This is a genomic window from Xenophilus azovorans DSM 13620 (assembly GCF_000745855.1).
Lineage (GTDB): Bacteria > Pseudomonadota > Gammaproteobacteria > Burkholderiales > Burkholderiaceae_C > Xenophilus > Xenophilus azovorans.
Genome location: NZ_JQKD01000026.1, coordinates 1 through 18,016, shown reverse-complemented (window position 1 = coordinate 18,016; position 18,016 = coordinate 1). Strand labels below are relative to the sequence as shown.

General features: G+C 71.5%; 16 protein-coding genes and 2 pseudogenes. 14 read left to right on the top strand and 4 right to left on the bottom strand.

Annotation, left to right across the window (positions count from 1 at the left end):
• The first annotated feature begins 201 nt into the window (after positions 1-201).
• The 7 genes and pseudogenes from Q392_RS15540 (at position 202) to cobA (ending at position 8,998) form a co-directional block, all read left to right on the top strand.
• Positions 202-1,458, top strand: a complete 1,257-nt coding sequence (locus Q392_RS15540) for a CmpA/NrtA family ABC transporter substrate-binding protein (RefSeq protein WP_038209573.1) — start codon at positions 202-204, stop codon at positions 1,456-1,458.
• Positions 1,459-1,493: 35 nt separating this feature from the next.
• A complete protein-coding gene (gene ntrB / locus Q392_RS15535) occupies positions 1,494-2,423 on the top strand; it encodes a nitrate ABC transporter permease (RefSeq protein ID WP_038209571.1) in 930 nt (309 codons plus the stop codon).
• Positions 2,420-3,238, top strand: coding sequence for an ABC transporter ATP-binding protein (locus Q392_RS15530; protein ID WP_038209563.1), 819 nt, complete (start codon positions 2,420-2,422; stop codon positions 3,236-3,238). Before ntrB ends, Q392_RS15530 begins: the two co-directional genes overlap by 4 nt.
• Positions 3,235-4,440: pseudogene (locus Q392_RS15525) on the top strand (NAD(P)/FAD-dependent oxidoreductase); the annotation flags it as partial. The gene Q392_RS15530 and the pseudogene Q392_RS15525, both read left to right, overlap by 4 nt.
• A gap of 13 nt (positions 4,441-4,453) precedes the next feature.
• Positions 4,454-7,219, top strand: coding sequence for a nitrate reductase (locus Q392_RS15520; protein WP_038209560.1), 2,766 nt, complete (start codon positions 4,454-4,456; stop codon positions 7,217-7,219).
• A gap of 82 nt (positions 7,220-7,301) precedes the next feature.
• The gene (gene ybiB, locus Q392_RS15515; RefSeq protein ID WP_038209557.1) at positions 7,302-8,210 is read left to right on the top strand and encodes a DNA-binding protein YbiB; all 909 of its coding nucleotides are present in this window, start codon (positions 7,302-7,304) and stop codon (positions 8,208-8,210) included.
• A gap of 11 nt (positions 8,211-8,221) precedes the next feature.
• Positions 8,222-8,998, top strand: a complete 777-nt coding sequence (cobA, locus tag Q392_RS15510; RefSeq protein WP_245610729.1) for a uroporphyrinogen-III C-methyltransferase — start codon at positions 8,222-8,224, stop codon at positions 8,996-8,998.
• 24 nt (positions 8,999-9,022) lie between these two features.
• Here cobA and Q392_RS31340 read toward each other — a convergent pair whose 3' ends face one another.
• The 3 genes from Q392_RS31340 to Q392_RS15495 form a co-directional block, all read right to left on the bottom strand.
• Positions 9,023-10,030 (bottom strand): alpha/beta hydrolase, encoded by a 1,008-nt coding sequence (locus Q392_RS31340; RefSeq protein ID WP_084217089.1) that lies wholly within the window; start codon positions 10,028-10,030, stop codon positions 9,023-9,025.
• Positions 10,027-11,055 (bottom strand): Bug family tripartite tricarboxylate transporter substrate binding protein, encoded by a 1,029-nt coding sequence (locus Q392_RS15500; RefSeq protein WP_157008017.1) that lies wholly within the window; start codon positions 11,053-11,055, stop codon positions 10,027-10,029. The genes Q392_RS31340 and Q392_RS15500 overlap by 4 nt, the downstream gene beginning before the upstream one ends.
• A gap of 142 nt (positions 11,056-11,197) precedes the next feature.
• Positions 11,198-12,118: a LysR family transcriptional regulator gene (locus Q392_RS15495; protein ID WP_038209550.1), complete on the bottom strand. Its 921-nt coding sequence runs from the start codon at positions 12,116-12,118 to the stop codon at positions 11,198-11,200.
• An 88-nt stretch (positions 12,119-12,206) separates the two neighbouring features.
• Here Q392_RS15495 and Q392_RS15490 point away from each other — a divergent pair, with 88 nt between their 5' ends.
• Both Q392_RS15490 and Q392_RS15485 read left to right on the top strand, forming a co-directional pair.
• The gene (locus tag Q392_RS15490) at positions 12,207-13,340 is read left to right on the top strand and encodes a sterol desaturase family protein (RefSeq protein WP_038209547.1); all 1,134 of its coding nucleotides are present in this window, start codon (positions 12,207-12,209) and stop codon (positions 13,338-13,340) included.
• On the top strand, positions 13,324-14,565 hold the full coding sequence (locus Q392_RS15485; protein WP_051953530.1) for a BaiN/RdsA family NAD(P)/FAD-dependent oxidoreductase: 1,242 nt from the start codon (positions 13,324-13,326) through the stop codon (positions 14,563-14,565). Before Q392_RS15490 ends, Q392_RS15485 begins: the two co-directional genes overlap by 17 nt.
• Position 14,566: 1 nt before the next feature.
• Here Q392_RS15485 and Q392_RS15480 read toward each other — a convergent pair whose 3' ends face one another.
• Positions 14,567-15,535 (bottom strand): GlxA family transcriptional regulator, encoded by a 969-nt coding sequence (locus Q392_RS15480; RefSeq protein ID WP_038209544.1) that lies wholly within the window; start codon positions 15,533-15,535, stop codon positions 14,567-14,569.
• A 98-nt stretch (positions 15,536-15,633) separates the two neighbouring features.
• On the opposite strand from Q392_RS15480, the gene Q392_RS15475 reads away from it, so the two are divergent.
• The 5 genes and pseudogenes from Q392_RS15475 to Q392_RS15455 all read left to right on the top strand — a co-directional run.
• On the top strand, positions 15,634-16,266 hold the full coding sequence (locus tag Q392_RS15475) for a cysteine hydrolase family protein (protein WP_038209541.1): 633 nt from the start codon (positions 15,634-15,636) through the stop codon (positions 16,264-16,266).
• A gap of 158 nt (positions 16,267-16,424) precedes the next feature.
• Complete coding sequence (gene rpsU, locus Q392_RS15470; protein ID WP_007833691.1) at positions 16,425-16,637, top strand: 30S ribosomal protein S21; 213 nt, start codon at positions 16,425-16,427, stop codon at positions 16,635-16,637.
• A gap of 97 nt (positions 16,638-16,734) precedes the next feature.
• Positions 16,735-17,187, top strand: a complete 453-nt coding sequence (locus tag Q392_RS15465; RefSeq protein WP_038209534.1) for a GatB/YqeY domain-containing protein — start codon at positions 16,735-16,737, stop codon at positions 17,185-17,187.
• Positions 17,180-17,653 (top strand): NUDIX domain-containing protein, encoded by a 474-nt coding sequence (locus tag Q392_RS15460; RefSeq protein WP_038209533.1) that lies wholly within the window; start codon positions 17,180-17,182, stop codon positions 17,651-17,653. Before Q392_RS15465 ends, Q392_RS15460 begins: the two co-directional genes overlap by 8 nt.
• A 179-nt stretch (positions 17,654-17,832) precedes the next feature.
• A pseudogene (locus Q392_RS15455) lies at positions 17,833-18,016 on the top strand (IS110 family transposase); the annotation flags it as partial.

The following is an 18,016-nucleotide window of genomic DNA, read 5'->3' as shown; positions in this document are numbered from 1 at the left end:
GCGCTTGCGATAGACAGCCCAGACCGGTGAAGGCCGGGCCGGCGGCATCCAACGGAGGATGCGGCCGGCGAAATGGACAAAGGCGTCCTCTGCCCGCGTGGGTTCGTTCGCGACAGCGAGCGAATGCATGCGCGGCGAGGACGCCTTTTTCGTTTTTTGCCCCTTCGCCGCCCTGTCCTTTCTTCGACTGGAGTTGGCCCCATGACCCTTGCTGCAACCCCTGCAACGCCGCGGCTCGGCCGCCGCACCATGCTCAAGGCCGCTGCCGCCGGCGCGGTCGGCATCGACCCGGCCCTGCGCGCCGCCGTCTGGGCCGCCGGCTCCGACAAGCCCGAGAAGGAGGAGGTGAAGATCGGCTTCATCCCGCTGACGGACTGCGCCAGCGTGGTGATGGCCTCGGTGCTGGGCATCGACAGGAAATACGGCGTGAAGATCGAGCCCAGCAAGGAGGCGAGCTGGGCCGGCGTACGCGACAAGCTGGCGAACGGCGACCTGGACTTCGCCCACGTGCTCTACGGCATGGTGTACGGCATGCACCTGGGCACCGCGGGCCCGAAGAAGGACATGGCGGTGCTGATGACCCTCAACCGCAACGGCCAGGGCCTCACGCTGTCGAAGAAGCTGGCCGACAAGGGCGCCGTCGACCTGGCCAGCCTGGCGAAGCTGATGGCTGCCGAGAAGCGCGAATACACCTTCGCCCAGACCTTCCCCACCGGCACGCACGCCATGTGGCTCTACTACTGGCTGGCCTCGGGCGGCATCCACCCGCTCAAGGACGCCAAGAGCATCGTCGTGCCGCCGCCGCAGATGGTGGCCAACATGCGCGTGGGCAACATGGACGGTTTCTCGGTCGGCGAGCCCTGGAACCAGCGCGCCATCATGGACGGCATCGGCATCACCGCCGCCACCTCGCAGGACGTGTGGCCCGACCACCCCGAGAAAGTGCTCGGCGCCACCGGCGACTTCGTGAGGAAGCACCCCAACACGGCGCGCGCGGTGACGGCCGCCGTCCTCGAGGCGGGCAAGTGGATCGACGCCGGCCTGCAGAACAAGAACCGCATGGCCGAGACCATCGCCGACAAAGCCTACGTCAACACCAGCGTGGAGGCGATCAACCAGCGCATCCTGGGCCGCTATGTCAACGGCCTGGGCAGGAGCTGGGACGACCCGAACCATATGAAGTTCTACGCCGACGGCGCGGTGAACTTCCCCTACCTCTCGGACGGCATGTGGTTCCTCACCCAGCACAAGCGCTGGGGGCTGCTCAAGGAGCACCCCGACTACCTGAAGGTGGCCACCGAGATCAACCGCATCGACATCTACAGGCAGGCCGCCGCCGCCACCGGCACCGCCGTGCCGGCCAGCCCGCTGCGTACCAGCAGGCTGATCGACGGCGTGGTGTGGGACGGCAAGGACCCGAAGAAGTACGCCGACGCCTTCAAGGTGCAGATGGGCTGAAGCGCCCTTCCCCTCGACATCCACCGGAGCCTCCCATGGTCAGTGCCGTCTTCCACCTGCCGCTCGATGCGCAGCCGCCCGCCCCCGCGTCCTCGGCGCCGCCGCAGCGCGCCGCGGCGAACGAACCCCTGCACCCGCCGGTGCCCGCCGCCGCTGCCGCGCCCGCCGCGAAGGTGCCGCGCGACATGCGCTGGCTGTGGCTGCGCGTGCTGCCGCCGCTGCTGGGCTTCGGCCTGCTAGCGCTGGTGTGGGAGCTGGTCGCCGCGCGCAGCGGCGACGGCTTCCCCGGCCCCGGCGAGACCTGGCAGCAGGCGCTGCAGGTGTTTGCCGACCCGTTCTACCGCAACGGCCCCAACGACCAGGGCGTGGGCTGGAACGTGCTCTCGTCGCTGCAGCGCGTGGCGCTGGGCTTCGGCCTGGCGGCGCTGGTGGGCATCCCGGCGGGCTTCGCCATCGGGCGCTTCACCTTCCTGGCGCGCATGTTCAACCCGATCATCAGCCTGCTGCGCCCGGTCTCGCCGCTGGCCTGGCTGCCGATCGGCCTCCTGGTGTTCAAGGGCGCCAACCCGGCCGCCATCTGGACCATCTTCATCTGCTCGATCTGGCCCATGGTCATCAACACCGCGGTGGGCGTGCAGCGCGTGCCGCAGGACTACCTGAACGTGGCGCGCGTGCTCGACCTCTCCGAGTGGAAGGTCGTCACGAAGATCCTCTTCCCCGCCGTGCTGCCCTACATGCTGACCGGCGTGCGCCTGGCGGTGGGCACCGCCTGGCTGGTGATCGTGGCGGCCGAGATGCTGACCGGCGGCGTCGGCATCGGCTTCTGGGTGTGGGACGAGTGGAACAACCTCAACGTCAAGAACATCCTCATCGCGATCTTCGTCATCGGCATCGTCGGCCTCGTGCTGGAGTACGCCCTCGTCAAGCTCGCCACCGCCTTCACCTTCGAGGAGGTCCGCTCGTGAACGACGAACGCAAGTACATCCAGATCCAGGGCGTCGGGCAGGAATTCAAGGCGCCCAAGGCGCCGGGCGGCCGCTTCGTCGCGCTGCAGGGCATCGACCTGGCCGTCGCCAAGGGCGAGTTCGTCACCCTGATCGGCCACTCCGGCTGCGGCAAGAGCACGCTGCTGAACCTCATCGCCGGCCTGGCCCGGCCCACGCAGGGCGTGCTGCTGGCCGACAACAGGGAGATCGCCGGCCCCGGCCCGGAACGCGCCGTGGTGTTCCAGAACCACTCGCTGCTGCCCTGGCTGAGCTGCTTCGAGAACGTCCACCTGGGCGTGGAGCGTGTCTTCGGCGGCCGGGAAGGCCGGGCGCGGCTGAAGGAGCGCACCGACGAGGCGCTGGCGCTGGTGGGCCTGGCACATGCCGCGCACAAGCGCCCGGGCGAGGTCTCGGGCGGCATGAAGCAGCGCGTGGGCATCGCCCGCGCCCTGGCCATGCAGCCCAAGGTGCTGCTGATGGACGAACCCTTCGGCGCGCTGGATGCGCTGACCCGCGCCCGGCTGCAGGACGAGCTGCTGGCCATCGTGCAGAAGACGAAGAGCACGGTGGTCATGGTCACGCACGACGTGGACGAGGCGGTGCTGCTGTCGGACCGGATCGTGATGATGACCAACGGCCCGGCGGCCACCATCGGCGAGGTGCTGCGCGTGGACCTGCCGCGCCCGCGCGACCGGGTGGCGCTGGCGGAGGACCCGGCCTACCTGCACTGCCGCAAGGCGGTGATCGACTTCCTCTACACGCGCCAGGCGCATGTGGAGAAGCAGGCGGCATGAAGCTCGTCGTCGTCGGCAACGGCATGGCCGGCATGCGCACGGTGGAGGAGTTGCTGCGCCTCGCGCCGGGCCTGTACGACATCACCGTCTTCGGCGCCGAGCCGCACCCCAACTACAACCGCATCATGCTGTCGCCGGTGCTGGCGGGCGAGCAGACGATCGACGACATCGTGCTCCACCCGTGGGACTGGTACGAGCGCCACGGCATCGCGCTGCACGCGGGCTGCCGGGTGACGCAGGTGGACCGGGTGCGCCGCCGGGTGCGCGCCGTGGACGCCGACGGGCGGCAGGTGGAGGCCGGCTACGACCGGCTGCTGCTGGCCACCGGCTCCACCCCCTTCATGCTGCCCGTGCCGGGCCGCGAGCTGCAGGGCGTGATCGGCTACCGCGACATCGCCGACACCCAGGCCATGATCGAGGCCGCGCGCCGGCATCGCCATGCGGTAGTGATCGGCGGCGGCGTGCTGGGCCTGGAGGCCGCCAGCGGGCTCGCCCGGCGCGGCATGCAGGTCACGGTGGTGCACGTCAACGCCTGGCCGATGGACCGGCAGCTCGATGCCGAGGCCGGCGCGCTGCTGCGCGAGGCGCTGCAGGCGCGCGGCATCGCCTTCCGCCTCGGCGCGCGCACCGAGGCGCTGCCGGGCGACGGCAGCGGCCGGGTGCGGGCCGTGCGCTTCGCGGACGGCAGCGAGATCCCGGCCGACCTGGTGGTGATGGCCGTCGGCATCCGCCCCAGCGTCACGCTGGCGCAGCAGATGCGGCTGCACTGCGAGCGCGGCATCGTGGTCAACGACACGCTGCAGACCGTGACCGACCCGCGCGTGTACGCCGTGGGCGAATGCGCGCAGCACCGCGGCATCGCCTACGGGCTGGTGGCGCCGCTGTTCGAGCAGGGCCGGGTCGCGGCCAACCACCTGGCGCAGATGGGCATCGGCCGCTACCCGGGCTCGCTCGTGCCGACGCGGCTGAAAGTCACCGGCATCGACCTGTTCTCGGCCGGCGACTTCATGGGCGGCGGAGAGACCGAGGAGATCGTGCTCAGCGACCCGGCCGGCGGCGTCTACCGCAAGCTGGTGCTGCGCGGCGACCGGCTGGTGGGCGCCTGCCTGTACGGCGACACCGCCGACGGCGGCTGGTACCTGGACCTGCTGCGCGAAGGCCGCAGCGTGGCGGACATCCGCGACCAGCTCATGTTCGGCGAACCGGCGGCGGCGCATGGCTGAAACGCGATCCACCTGCCCTTACTGCGGCGTGGGGTGTGGCGTGGTGATCGAGACCGACGCCGGGCAGATCACCGGCGTGCGCGGCGACCCGGACCATCCGGCCAACTTCGGCCGGCTGTGCACCAAGGGCTCAACGCTGCACCTGACGGCCGCGGCCGAGGTGACGCACCAGGCGCGGCTGCTGCTGCCCATGCGGCGCGCGGCGCGCGGCCAGGCGCCGCAGCCGGTGGGCTGGGACGCGGCGTTGGACCAGGCGGCCGATGCGTTCGCGCGGGTGATCGGCGAGCACGGCCCCGACGCGGTGGGCTTCTACCTGTCGGGCCAGTTGCTGACGGAGGACTACTACGTCTTCAACAAGCTGGCCAAGGGCCTGGTCGGCACCCACAACCTCGACACCAACTCGCGCCTGTGCATGAGCAGCGCGGTGGCCGGCTACAAGAAGACGCTGGGCGCCGACGCGCCGCCGGCCTGCTATGACGACCTGAACCACGCGCAGTGCCTGTTCATCGCCGGCAGCAACACGGCCTGGGCGCATCCCATCCTGTTCCGCCGCATCGAGGACGCGAAGCGCGCCAACCCGGCGCTGAAGATCGTCGTCGCCGACCCGCGCCGCACCGACACCTGCGAGATCGCCGACCTGCACCTGGCGCTGCAGCCGGGCAGCGACGTGATGCTGCTGCACGGCATGCTGCACCTGATGCTGCGCGAGGGCTGGACGCAGCCCGGCTACATCGCGGCGCACACCACCGGCTTCGAGGCGCTGGCCGCCGCCGTGCGCGAATGCACGCTCGAGCGGGTGGCTCGGGTGTGCGGCATCGCACCGGCCGACCTGCTGCTGGCGGCGCGCTGGTTCGCCACCTCCCCCGCCACGCTCAGCCTCTACTGCATGGGCCTGAACCAGTCCTCGCACGGCACCGACAAGAACGCGGCCCTGATCGGCCTGCACCTGGCCACCGCGCAGATCGGCCGCCCGGGCGCCGGCCCCTTCTCGCTCACCGGCCAGCCCAACGCGATGGGCGGGCGCGAGGTGGGCGGGCTGGCCAACCTGCTGCCGGGCCACCGCGAACTGGCCGACCCGGCCCACCGCGCCGAGGTGGCGGCCTTCTGGGGCGTGCCCGGCCTCTCCGCCGTGCCCGGCAAGAGTGCCATCGAGATGTTCCGCGCCGCCGCCGAAGGCGAGATCAAGGCGCTGTGGATCGCCTGCACCAACCCGGCGCAGTCCATGCCCGACCAGGCCACCGTGCGCCGCGCGCTGGAGCGCGCCGAGCTGGTGGTGGTGCAGGAAGCCTTCGCCACCACCGCCACCTGCGCCTTCGCCGACCTGCTGCTGCCGGCCACGACCTGGGGCGAGAAGGAAGGCACCGTGACCAACAGCGAGCGCCGCATCTCGCGCGTGCGCGCCGCCGTCGCGCCGGCCGGCCAGGCGCGGCACGACTGGGCCATCGGCGTGGACTTCGCCCGCCGCCTGGCGCGGCGGCTGGACCGCGGCGAGGCGCTGTTCCCCTACGAGCGGCCCGAAGAGGTGTGGAACGAGCACCGCGCGTCCACGCGCGGGCGCGACCTGGACATCACCGGCCTGAGCTACGCCCTGCTCGACGCCGCGCCCCGCCAGTGGCCCCTGCCGGAGGGCGCCGCCGAAGGCCGCGCACGCCTGTACGAAGACGGCGTGTTCGCCACGCCCGACGGCCGCGCCCGCTTCGCCGCCGCGCCCTGGCAGCCGGTGGCCGAGCCGCGCGACGCGCGCTTTCCCTTCTCGCTGAACACCGGCCGCCTGCGCGACCAGTGGCACGGCATGAGCCGCACCGGCACGCTCGGACGCCTGTTCGGCCACGTGCCCGAACCGGTGCTGCACATGCATCCTCAGGACATGACGCGCGCCGGCCTGGCCGAGGGCGAGCTGGCGGAAGTCGCCTCGCGCCACGGCAGCCTGCGCCTGCCGGTGGCGGCCAGCACGGACCTGGGGCCGTCGCAGGTCTTCATTCCCATGCACTGGGGGCCGGAATTCGTCGGCGGCCGGCGCGCGGACGGCACCGCCATCGCCGGCGTGAACGCCCTGACCACGCCGGCGCACTGCCCGGTGTCGAAGCAGCCGGAACTCAAGCACGCCGCCGTGCAGGTGGTGCGCGCCGCGCTGCCCTGGTCGCTGGTGGCGATGGCCTGGGTGCCGGGCGAGCGCGCGCTGGCCGTGCGCGGCGCCCTGCGCGCGCTGGTGGAGGACCTGCCCTTCTTCAGCTGCGTGCCCTTCGGCGACGGCACCGCCGGCGTGCTGCTGCGCGCCGCCGGCGCCGCCGCGCCGCCCGATGCGCTGCTGGCGCGCATCGAAGCCCTGCTGGGGCTGGAAGACGCCGGCACCCTGCGCTACATCGATGCGCGCCGCGGCCAGCGCCGCGCCGTGCGGCTGGTGCGGCATGGGGACACGGCCCACGTCGCCGGCGTGCTGCTGTCCGGCGACACGCGGGCCGAGGGCTGGCTGCGCACCCTGCTGCAGGACCAGCTGCCGGCGCAGGACTTCGGCCGCCGGCTGCTGTCCTTCCAGGCCACGGCGCCCGCCGGCGTGGCGGCGCGCGGCAAGGTGGTGTGCAACTGCTTCGGCGTGGGCGAACGCGCGATCGGCGAGGCGCTCGCCGCCTGCGGCGGCAGCGACGAGGAGCGGCTGGCGCAGCTGCAGGGCACGCTCCGGTGCGGCACCCACTGCGGCTCCTGCCTGCCGGAGCTCAAGCGCATGGTGCGCGCCGCGCCGGCGGCACAGGCGGCCTGAATGCCCGGATGCCCTTGCTGCCCGTCCAGGCATAAGCAATGCGCCGATCCGGCATAAGGCCTGCGGGACAATCCGGCCTCCCATGGGCAGCATCGCGCACTACATCAAGGACATCGGCCGCGGCGCGCGCGGCGCACGGCCGCTCGAACGCGCGCAGGCGGCCGACCTGTTCGGCCAGGTGCTCGACGGCGCGGTGACCGACCTGGAGGTCGGCGCCTTCTGCCTGGCCATGCGCGTGAAGGGCGAGACCACGCAGGAGATGGCGGGCTTCCTGGACGCCACGCACGAGCGCCTGAACCGGCTGCCCGCCAGCGACCGCGCGGTGGTGGTGCTGCCCAGCTACAACGGCGCGCGCCGGCTGCCCGTGCTCACGCCGCTGCTGGCGCTGCTGCTGGCGCGCGAGGGGCTGCCGGTGCTGGTGCACGGCAGCGCCACCGAGTCCAGCCGCGTGCTGGCGGCCGACGTGCTCGCCGCGCTGGACGTGCCCGCGCAGCCGTCGGTGCAGCGCATCGCGTGCGGCCAGGTCGCGGTGCTGGAGACGGCCCAGCTCCATCCCGGCCTGAAACGCCTGCTGGACGTGCGCCGCGTGGTGGGCCTGCGCAACGCGGGGCACAGCGTGGTCAAGCTCATGCAGCCGGTGGACGGCCCCGCGGTGGTGGTCGGCAGCTACACGCACCCGGCCTTCGGCACCGTGATGACCGAGCTGTTCCAGTTGCTCGGCATGACGGCGATGCTCTCGCGCGGCCTCGAAGGCGAGGTGGTGTGCGACCCGCGCCGCACGCCGCAGATCGACGGCTTCGTGCGCGGCGAACACGCGCTTCTGCAGGCCCAGCAGCCCGGCACCGCCGGTGAGGTGCCCGGCCTGCCGCAGGACATCGGCGTCGAAGCCGCGGCCGACTACACCCGCCGCGTACTGGCAGGAAACTTGCCTGTGCCCGAGCCCATCGCCGCCCAGGTGCGGCACGTCGTGCAACTCGCATCCCACGCATGAATCCGAACCCCATGAACACCGGAAGCTGCACCCTGGTCGGCGCCGGCCCCGGCGACCCCGATCTGCTGACCCTCAAGGCCGTCAAGGCGATCCAGGCCGCCACGGTGCTGCTGGTGGACGACCTGGTGAACGAGGACATCCTGCAATGGGCGCGGCCCGACGCGCGCATCGTCCGCGTCGGCAAGCGCGGCGGCTGCCGCAGCACGCCGCAGGCCTTCATCGAGAAGCTGATGATCGCCGCCGTGCAGGAGGGCCACGCGGTGGTGCGCCTGAAGGGCGGCGACCCGTTCATCTTCGGCCGCGGCGGCGAGGAGGTGGAGCACCTGCGCGAGGCTGGCATCGAGTGCGCCGTGGTCAACGGCATCACCGCCGGGCTGGCTGCCGTCACCTCGCTGGGCGTGCCGCTCACCCACCGCGACCATGCGCAGGGCGTGGTGTTCGTCACCGGCCATGCGCGCACCGGCGCGGCGGCGCAGCACGACCCGACGGACTGGCGCCAGCTGGCCGCCACCGCGCGCGACGCGCGGCTGACGCTGGTGGTCTACATGGGCGTGGCCGGCGCCGCGCACATCCAGCAGCAGCTGCTGGACGGCGGCCTGCCGGGCGACACGCCCGTCGCGGTGGTGCAGCACGCCAGCCTGCCGCAGCAGCGGCACGTCTGCACCACGCTGGCCGATCTGTCGGCCGCACTCTCCGGCTCGGGCCTGGGCAGCCCCTCCGTCATCGTGGTGGGGGACGTGCTGCGCGGCATGGCCGCCGTGGCGGCGACGCGGCACTTCGGGACCTGACCTCCCGGCCAACCGGCCTGTCGGCTATCGAGCCGGCCTCCGAGGATCGCGCTGCGGAAGCGTCAGCGCGCGTCCCAGCTCCCGCGCGAAAGACGCCATCTCCGCCTCGGCCGCACGGCTGCGGGCCAGGAAGCGGGCGAAGCCATGCGGCATGCCCGGCGCGCAGCGGTGCGTGACCGGCACACCCGACGCGGACAATGCGCCGGCCAGGGCCTGCGCTTCGTCACGCACCGGGTCACACTGGGCGCTGAGGATGTGGGTGCGCGGCAGGCCGCGCCAGTCGTGCACGCGCAGCAGGTCGAAATACGGTTGGACGTTGCCGCGCCCCTGCTCGCCTCCGAGCCATTCCCAGTACTGCAACAGGTGCTCGCGGCTGAGCCCCGGCGAATTCGCATGCTCTCGGTGGCTGGGAAGATCCGCCCTCGGCGACACGGCCGGATAGAGAAGGCCCAGCCACGCCAGCGCCCTCCCCGCCTGAACGGCCTTCAGCGCGGTGGCGCATGCCAGATGGGCGCCCGCACTGTCGCCCAGCAACGCCACCGGGCGACCGTTCGCCAGTTCCCGATGGACCCATTGCAGGGCGAACTCGCTGTCTTCCAGCGCAGCCGGATGGGCGTTCTCCGGGCAGAGCCGATAGTCCACGGCCACCAGTTCCAGGCGCGCGGCCGAGGCCAGCCAGGCGCACAGCCCGTCGTGCGATGCCAGGCTTCCGGCGCTCCAGCCGCCGCCATGAAGGTAGAGCGCCAGCGGCGCCGCCTCCCTGTGCACGTCCTTCGCCAGGTAGCGGCGCACCCGGACCGGCGAGGCATGCGCGCGCGGCAGCAGCAGATCCTCGCGCGCCACCCGTGGCGCCCGGGGCGCACCCGCCAGGTCGGCCAGGCGCTCATAGCGCCGCCGACGGCGTTCGACGTCCATGTCCGGCGGCCCGAGCTGCATGCTGGCGAACCGGAGGAATTCGTCGAGTTCGGCGTCGAGGGCGCCATCGGCGTGCATGCCGCCCTCTGCGGCGGGTTGGCCGGAGGTGGCGCTCATTCCGGCGTGATGCGTCGTTCCCTGATGGTCGAGCTCCACTTGCGGAAATCGCCGGCGACGATCTCGCCGAATTTCTCGCGGCTGCTTCCCACGGAGCTCACCCCGATGCGACCGAACTCCCCGGAGACCTCAGGCAGGCGCATCACCTTGCCGATTTCCGCGCTCAGCCTGTCGAGGACGGCGGCAGGCGTACGCGATGGAGCGAAGAAGCCGAACCAGTTCATCACCTCGAAGCCGGGCACGCCCTGCTCGGCCACGGTCGGCACGTCGGGCAGCGCCGCACTGCGCGCCGGCGACGTGACGGCCAGCGGCCTGGCGCGGCCGTCCTTGATCAGCGGTATCGCGGAGGAAGGATTGTCGAAGATGCCCGTGATCTGGCCGCCGAGAAAGTCGCTGACCCAACTGGAGCCGCCCCGGTAGGGCACGTGCTGGCTCTGCATGCCGGCCATGGAGACGAGCAGCTCGTGCGCCATGTGCGGCATGGTCCCGATGCCGCCGGAAGCGACGAAGTACTTCTGCGGCTCCTTCCGGGTCATGGCGATGAACTCGCGCATGTCCCTGGCCGGGAAGTCCGGGCGCACCAGAAAGACCAGCGGGTTGGCGATCGCCTGCGATACCGGTGTGAGCTCCTTCATCGGATCGAAGCCGAGCTTCTCGAACAGCGGCCCCATGACGGTGATGATCGGGCCGGTGTAGAGCACGGTGTACCCGTCGGGCTCGGCCCGGGCGACCAGGTCGGTGCCGATCTGCGTGTTGGCGCCGGACTTGTTCTCGACGAAGAACTGCTGGCCGAGCCGGTCGCCCAGATGGCGGCAGACCACACGTGCGGAACTGTCGGAGATGTTGCCCGGCGCATACGGCACGACCACGCGCACCGGCCTGGCGGGCCAGCCCTGCGCCATGTCGCCCTGGGCCCAGGCGCGGGTGAGCGGCGCGCCCCATGCAGCCGCTGCCGCCGCGGCGCCGAGCATCCGGCGGCGGGGCAGCGACACGGGGGGCGTCGCAGGATCGGGTTTCCGGGGCATGGCGCAGTCTCCTGTCGTTGGAATGGCGCCGAGTGTTCTTGCGCGTGGCGCCGGCGTCCAATGAATAATCGGGCGTCGGCATTCCTGATGGGAATACCCAAAGCCGCCGTCCCCGCAGGACGCGGCAGTCCGTTCCGCCAGCTCAGGCCCGCAATGCGTCCGCCACGGCTGCCTGCTCGCCCAGCCATGCGGTCAATGCCTCCAAGCCCGCATGGCGCGGCTGCGCCTTGGGTGTCAGCAGGTAGAAGCCGTGCCGCGCGGTCACCATGGCGCCGATGCGCACAAGCTGGCCGCCGGCGAGTTCGCCCTGAACGAGGAAGGGCGGCACCATCGCCAGGCCGCGGCCGGCCACGGCCGCAGGGATGAGCACCGAGTACTGCTCGCAATCGATGCGTTCGGCATGCGTGCCTTCCAGGCCCAGCGCGCGCAGCGACTCGTCCCACAGCGTGGGCCGCAGCACATGGCTGAGCAGCGGCAGCGCCTCGATCAGCCGGCGGTTGATGCGGCGCACGTCGATGCCCCGGGCACGCAGGAACTCACGCCGGGCGGACGCCATGGCAAAGCAGAAATGCCTGCCCACCAGGTAGCGCGAGCGCCACCCCTGGAAGCGTCCCGTGCCCGCGCGGATCTCGGCGTAGGCCTGTGCAGCCTGCCCCTGCGCATCGGGCAGGCGTGCCACCAGCTGCACACGCACACCGGGATGGCGTGCCTCGAAGTCGTCGAGCAGCGGAATGAGCCAGCGCTGCGCCACCGCCGGCGCCACGCCCAGGCGCACGCTCTGGGCCGTGGCCGTGCTGGCGGACATGCGCGCCTCGGCATCGTCCAGCATCTGCAGCGCGCGCTGCACCGAGCGCAGGTAGGGGCGCGCCGCCGTGGTGATCAGCATGCCCTGCCCCGACCGTTCGAACAGCCTGGCACCAAGCATCTCCTCGAGCGCCTGGACGTGCTTCGTGACAGCGCTCTGCGTCAAGTGCGCCTGCAGCGCCGCGGCTGAAACACTGCCCGTGCGGGCCACCAGCACGAAGACCCGCAGGGTTTGCAGCGAGTGGCGTACGCGCTTCATGCGGCCAGTCTACTTCGCTGCATGTGGCCGGCCCGCCTGCCTAGAATTCCCGGCTGTTGACAGCGGACGTCTGGACGGGGGAATCGGAATGCTGGAACTCGACAAACTCAACGAACTCGCCGAGAGCCACGGCGAACTGCAGCGCGGCAGGGGCATGGTCACGGGCGTGATCGCGCTGTCGCTGGCCGTGCTGTGCTTCCTGGGCGTGCTCGCCTTCCACTTCCCGCAGTACCTCACCACGCCCGAGCTGCGCAAGAGCTACGACGTGGACGTGATGCGCTGGGTGCTGCTCTCCGCCATGGTCGTCTCGGGCGGCCTGGCGCTGGTGAACATCATCTTCAACCGCACGCGCTGGCTGTCGTCCTTCGCCTTCCTGCTGGTGGCCGCGGCCGCGCTGCTGGGCGGGCACAAGGTCGACGTGGACCCGAACTTCCCCGACGGCACGCCCTACATCGGGCTGGACTGGTTCATCCTCGACCTGCTGGGCTCCTCGCTGATCTTCATCTTCATCGAGAAGCTGTTCGCCCACCGCAAGGACCAGCCGATCTTCCGCGCCGAGTGGCAGACGGACTTCCACCACTTCGTGGTCAACCACATGATCGTGGGCTTCGTGCTGCTGGCGACCAACCTGCTGGTGCACAAGCTCTTCGGCTGGGCGGCCAACGATGGGCTGCGCGGCTGGATCGCGGGCCTGCCCTTCTGGGCCGGCGTGCTGCTGATCATCCTGGTGGCCGACCTGGTGCAGTACTGGACGCACCGCGCCTACCACGAGGTGCCGCTCCTGTGGCGCCTGCACGCGGTGCACCACAGCGTCAAGAGCATGGACTGGCTGGCCGGCTCGCGCCAGCACATCCTGGAACTGCTGATCACCCGCACGCTGGTGCTCGCGCCGATCTACGTGCTGGGCTTCTCCAAGGAGGTGATCGACGCCTACATCGTCATCGTCGGCTTCCAGGCGGTGTTCAACCACTGCAACGTCAGCGTGCGCCTGGGGCCGCTGCGCTACATCATCGTCACGCCCAACTTCCACCACTGGCACCACAGCCAGGACGACGAGGCGATCGACAAGAACTACGCGGCGCACTACGCCTTCCTCGACTACCTGTTCGGCACCGCCGTCAAGAGCACGCGGCTGTGGCCCGAGCGCTACGGCGTGGTGGGCGACTACGTGCCCAACGGCTTCCTCAAGCAACTGAAGTTCCCCTTTGTCTGGAAGGGCTGACCCGGCGCCGGCCGCCCGCTTCGACGCCGTCGTCATCGGCGCCGGCGCCGCCGGCCTCTTCTGCGCGGCGCTCGCCGGCCGGCGCGGGCTGAAGGTGCTGCTGATCGACCACGCCGAGCGCGTGGCCGAGAAGATCCGCATCTCGGGCGGCGGGCGCTGCAACTTCACCAACCGCGAGCTGGACCCGCGCGCACCGCAGCGCCACTTCCTGGGCGAGAACCCGCACTTCTGCCGCTCGGCGCTGGCGCGCTACACGCCGCAGGACTTCATCGCGCTGGTGGAGCGCCACGGCATCGCCTGGCACGAGAAGCACAAGGGGCAGCTCTTCTGCGACGGGCCTTCGCAGCAGATCGTCGACATGCTGCTGGCCGAATGCGCGGCCGGCGGCGTCGCGCACTGGCAGCCCTGCGCCGTGCAGGCCGTGCAGGCCGCGGACGGCGGCAGCTACCGGATCGAGACGGCGCGCGGCACGGTGCAGGCGCCGCAGGTGGTCGTCGCCACCGGCGGGCTGTCGATCCCGCAGATCGGCGCCAGCGACTTCGGGCACCGCCTTGCACGGCAGTTCGGCCTGAAGCTCGTTCCGCCCCGGCCCGCGCTGGTGCCGCTGACCTTCGGCGGCGGGGCCTGGGCACCCTACGCGCAACTGGCCGGGCTGGCGCTGCCGGTCGAGATCGGCACCGGCAGCAGGAAGGCGCGAGCTGCGTTCCACGAAGATCTTCTCTTCACCCACCGCGGCCTCTCCGGCCCGGCCGTGCTGCAGATCTCCAGCTACTGGCAGCCGGGCACGCCGCTGACGATCGACTTCGCGCCCGGCGTGGACATGGCCGCCGCGCTGGCCGAGGCCAAGCGCGATTCGCGCAAGCAGGTCGCCAACGAACTGGCGGCCCACATGCCCGCGCGGCTGGCCGAGGCCTGGGCCGCGCAGGACCCGGCCCTGCAGCGCCCCGTCAACGAGGCGCCCGATAAGGCCCTGGCCCGGCTGGCCGAGCGCATCGGCCGCTGGGAGATCACGCCCGAGGGCACCGAGGGCTACAGGAAGGCCGAGGTCACCGCCGGCGGCGTCGACACGCGCGAGCTGTCGTCCCAGACGATGGAGGCCGCCCGGCAGCCGGGCCTGTTCTTCATCGGCGAGGTGGTGGACGTGACCGGCTGGCTGGGCGGCTACAACTTCCAGTGGGCCTGGGCCAGCGCGCACGCCTGCGCCGGGGCGCTGGCCGCCGGCTGAGTCACAGCACCGAGAACTGGCGCCGGTAGGCCGAGGGCGAGATGCCGAAGGCCTCGCGGAAGCCCTGCCGCAGCGAGACCGCCGAGCCGAAGCCGGCATCGGCCGCCACCGCCTCGACCGGCCGGTCACTGGACTCCAGCAGGCGCTGCGCCAGCGCCAGGCGCTGGCCCTGCAGCCACTGGCCGACGGTGGTGCCGGTGGCCTGGCGGAAGCGCCGGGTGAAAGTGCGGCGGCTCATCAGCGCCCGGTGGGCCAGGCCGTCCAGCGTGTGCGGCTGGTGCAGGTGCCCGCCCAGCCATTCGAGCAACGGCCCCAGGCGGTCGCGCTCGACGGGGGCCCGCACCGGCTGCTCGATGTACTGCGCCTGGCCGCCCTGGCGGTGCGGCGCCACCACCATGCGGCGCGCGGCGCGGTTGGCCGCCTCCGCGCCGTGGCGCACGCGCAGCAGGTGCAGGCAGCAGTCGATGCCGGCCACGGTGCCGGCGGAGGTGAGCAGGTCGCCGTCGTCCACGTACAGCACGTCCGGCTGCAGCCGCACCTTCGGGAAGCGCTCGGCAAAGGCCGGCGCCGCGTACCAGTGGGTGGTGGCGGGCCGGCCGTCGAGCAGCCCGGCCTCGGCCAGCAGGAAGGCGCCCAGGCACAGGCCGACGACGACCGCGCCGCGGCGGTGGGCGGCCTGCAGGTCGCGCACCAGCGCAGGCGGCGCCGACGGCCCCGCATCGTCGTGCCAGGAGGGGACGACCACGATGTCGGCGCCGCGCATCGCCTCCAGCCCGTACGGCACCTCGACGGTGAAGCCGGCGCTGGTGCGCAGCGGGCCGGGCTCGGCCGCGCACACGCGCACCCGGAAGCGCGGGCCGCCGGCGACCGTGCGCTCCTCGCCGAACACCAGGCAGGGCACCGAGAGGTGGAAGGGGCTGATGCCGTCGAAGGCGAGCACGGCGATGGTGTCGGTCTTCGTGCGGGACATGGCCCGATTCTATCGATCAATGTCTTCAGGGCCACTGTCGGCACCGCGGCGCGGAGCCAAGAATGCAGCCCATCGCCACACCTCCCAGGAGCCACACCATGCCTTCCCATCCGCCCCGCCGCGCCCTGGTCGTCATCGACGTGCAGAACGAGTACTTCGAGGGCGGCGGCCTGCCCATCGAGCACCCGCCCATCGGCGGCACGCTGCCCAATGTGACGCGCGCGATGGACGCCGCCCGCGCCGCCGGCGTGCCGGTGGTGGTCGTGCAGCACCACGCGCCGCCCGGCGCGCCGCTGTTCCAGGCCGGTTCGCCGGCCGGCCAGCTCCACCCCGACATCGCCGGACGGCCGCGCGACCACCTGATCACGAAATCCTTCCCCAGCGTCTTCACCGGCACGGACTTCGGGGCCTGGCTGCAGGCGCGGGAGATCGACACGCTCACCGTGGCGGGCTACATGACGCACAACTGCGACGCCTCCACCGTGTTCGAGGCCATGCACCGCGGGCTGGCTGTGGAGTTCCTGGCCGACGCCAGCGGCGCCCTGCCCTATGCCAACGCGGCCGGACGGGCCAGCGCCGAGGAGATCCACCGCGTCTTCTGCGTCGTCTTCCACAGCAACTTCGCCGCCGTGGCCGCCACCGCCGACTGGATCGAGGCACTGCGCACCGGGCAACCGCTGCCGCGCGACAACGTCCTGGCCTCCAACCAGCGCGGGCGCCAGGCGGCCTGAGCGGCGTGGCCGGTGAGGGCTCGACCGGCCGGCAAAGGCGGGCTATAATCGACGGCTAACTTTTCGGGCCTCCCCTCAACGGCCCCGCCTTTTCCAGATTGAGGATCCCGGCCAGGGGATCGATCTCCCCCGGGCCACATTCGACAGACTTTCACCTGATGACCACCATCCGCGTTAAAGAAAACGAGCCCTTCGACGTGGCCCTGCGCCGCTTCAAGCGCACCATCGAGAAGCTGGGCCTGCTCACCGACCTGCGTGCCCGCGAGTTCTACGAGAAGCCCACGGCCGAGCGCAAGCGCAAGAAGGCTGCCGCGGTCAAGCGCCACTACAAGCGCGTTCGCAGCATGCAGCTTCCCAAGAAGCTGTACTGAGTCGAGCACCGCACGCGCTGGCCCAGCCAGCGTACCGAGCCGCGCCAGGAACACCTGCCGCGGCTTTTTTGTTTTGTTTGCCGAGAGGACGAGCACCATGAGCCTGAAGGAACGCATCAACGAGGACATGAAGAGCGCGATGCGCGCCAAGGACGCCGAGCGCCTGGCCACCATCCGCCTGCTGATGGCCGCCATGAAGCAGAAGGAAGTGGACGAGCGCATCGAGCTGGACGACGCGGCCGTCGTGGCCGTGCTCGACAAGATGGTCAAGCAGCGCAAGGACTCGATCGCCGCCTTCACCCAGGCCGGCCGCACCGAGCTGGCCGACAAGGAGGCCGCCGAGATCACCGTGCTGCAGGCCTACCTGCCGCAGCGCCTGAGCGCCGACGAAGTGGCCGCTGAAGTGAAAGCCATCGTGGCCGAGCTGGGCGCCTCGGGCCCCGGCGACATGGGCAAGGTGATGGGCGCGGTCAAGCAGCGGCTGGCCGGCAAGGCCGAGATGGGCCAGGTGAGCGCGGCCGTCAAGGCGGCCCTGGCGGCGAATGCCTGATGCCCGCCGTGGCGCACCGATCGGCAAGGCCTGCGCCTGCCTGGTCGATGCGCGCGGGCGGCTGCTGGTCTTCGACCACCCGGGCGACGGCGGCATGCAGCTCGTCAAGGGCACCATCGAGCCCGGCGAGGCGCCCGAGGCGGCGGTGCGGCGCGAGCTGCTGGAGGAGTCCGGCCTCGCCTTCGACGGCCCGCTGGCGCCGCTGGGCACGCTGGAGCGCTTCTGCAGCGCCGGCACCGAAGGCAGCCGCCGCAGCCACGACCAGCGCTGGCACCTGTTCCTGATGCGCTGGACCGGCGCGCCGCTGCCGGAGACCTTCACCCACGTCGCCCACGGCAGCCCGGAGGAAGACGGGCTGGTGTTCGCCTTCCGCTGGCTCGCACCGGGCGATCCGCTGGACGGCTTCGCCCTGCCCTACCGCCGGGCGATCGAGCGCGTGCGGGCCGCGCTGGGCGCTGCTGGCTGAGGCAACGGCACGGCCTTGTATCTTTAAGCCTCGGACCGGCTCGGGTAGCCCGAGCGGCCTCTGGGATGCGTGAAGCCCGTGACTGAGCACTGGGCGCCTGAGCCGGACCGTCCTTTCTTGCAGCCCGAACGGTTGTAGGAACTTGAAGTTCGCATAGACAAGGATGGGAGTGAGAGGACGTGTCCGACTGTGTTTTTATCGGTATCGATGTCTCCAGCCAGACGCTGGAGGTCGCCAGCAGCGACCAGGCCAAGACCTGGCAGCTCGCCAATGACGTCAGCGGCATCGAGCAACTCGTCCACCAGGCCATGGCCCTGGCGCCGGCCCTGGTGGTGTTGGAGGCCACTGGCGGCTACGAGTTCG